The 1,344-nt window shown below is 66.9% G+C and carries 2 protein-coding genes; both read right to left on the bottom strand.

Annotation, left to right across the window (positions count from 1 at the left end; translation table 11 throughout):
* Nucleotides 1–13: 13 nt before the first annotated feature.
* A complete protein-coding gene (locus AQJ66_RS36565; RefSeq protein WP_208611549.1) occupies nt 14–388 on the bottom strand; it encodes a hypothetical protein in 375 nt (124 codons plus the stop codon).
* A 28-nt stretch (nt 389–416) separates the two neighbouring features.
* Nucleotides 417–1,286 (bottom strand): IS5 family transposase, encoded by an 870-nt coding sequence (locus AQJ66_RS36750; RefSeq protein WP_079060630.1) that lies wholly within the window; start codon nt 1,284–1,286, stop codon nt 417–419.
* Between the last annotated feature and the right edge of the window lie 58 nt (nt 1,287–1,344).

Below are 1,344 nucleotides of genomic sequence, written 5' to 3'. Positions count from 1 at the left end.
CCTAGGCCGTGTTTTAGAACTCGCTGGCCTGTCTGGTTGGCCGTCCGGGGAAGTTACGAGCGGCCATCCAGATGGTGAGGTCGCGGGCGATGTCGTTGATGCTGGTCGCCGTGGTGACCTTGTGCTCGTTGCGGACGGTGTCACGACGGACGATCTCGTAGCCGCCTTCGTCCAGGACGGCCACGGAAGCGAACCAGACGGGGTCGTCCTCGTCAGGCTGGACGACCACGAAGGTGTTGTCGGAGGTGTTGAGGTCGCTGATCATCATGAACAGCACGTCCTCGGAAGGGTCGTCGATGCGGTCGCCGTTCTCGCTGTCAGCGCCGTAGTACTGAGCCCCCATCGCTGCCTCTCCCTCACCCCTGTCGACCCTGGTCGCGGTCAGCATGGCATGTGGAACCCACAGCCCTGGCCGGTCATAACCATTCGCCGATCGCAGCAATCAGGACGGTGGCCTCGAAGCGGACCGCGAGCTTGTCGAACCTGGTGGCGACTGCGCGGTTGCGCTTGAGTCGGTTGATCCCGCACTCGACCGCGTGCCGGGCCTTGTAGTCCTCGCGGTCGAACGCGGGAGGCCGCCCGCCGGCCTTCCCGCGTCGTTTGCGGTTGGCGGCCTGGTCGGCCGGTTCGGGGATCGTGCACCGGATTCCGCGCCTTCGCAGGTAGGCCCGGTTGGCGCGTGAGGAGTAGGCCTTGTCGCCCCGCACTCGCAGTGGGCGAACACGGGGCCTGCCGGGTCCGGTGCGGGGGACCCAGATGCCTTCCAGGACGGCGGTGAACTGAGGACTGTCACCCCACTGACCTGCGGTGACCAGCAAGGACAGTGGTCGTTGGCCTTGTTCGCAGGCCAGATGAATCTTGGTAGTGAAGCCTCCCCGGGACCGGCCCAGACCGTGGTCGTCGGGCTCAGTGCGGGTGCCGCCCGGCGGTTCCTTTTGAGCCCGTCCGTCGCGGCGGGCGCCTGCCGCGTGCTGATGAGCCCGACAGATCGTGGAGTCGACATTGACCTCCCACGAGATCAGCCCTGCCGCATCCGCCCGGGCCTGCAGCCTTGTCAGCAGTTCGGGCCAGGTGCCGTCACGCTGCCAGCGGCGGAAGAGCCCATAGACCGTCTGCCAGGGCCCGTACTCCAACGGCAGATCCCTCCACGGAGCACCGGTCCTCACCCGCCACCGGATCCCGTCGATCAGCTTCCGCCGACCCACTGATGGCCTGCCCCGCATCGCGACCGGCAGCATCGGCTCCAGCACGGCCCACTGCTCGTCAGAAAGATCCCCTCGCCCCACACCGTGATCATCACGGCGCAGGGCGAGCAGCGAAGCCCACTTCTAAAACACGGCCTAG

It is taken from the genome of Streptomyces bungoensis (genome assembly GCF_001514215.1).
Taxonomy (GTDB): domain Bacteria; phylum Actinomycetota; class Actinomycetes; order Streptomycetales; family Streptomycetaceae; genus Streptomyces; species Streptomyces bungoensis.
Note: the sequence above shows the minus strand (reverse complement) of the source record. Positions and strands in the feature narration are given on the sequence as shown.

Bases quoted from the DNA above. Each gene is read 5' to 3' on its own strand.
- AQJ66_RS36565 (WP_208611549.1), bottom strand. From the start codon at position 388: ATGCTGACCGCGACCAGGGTCGACAGGGGTGAGGGAGAGGCAGCGATG.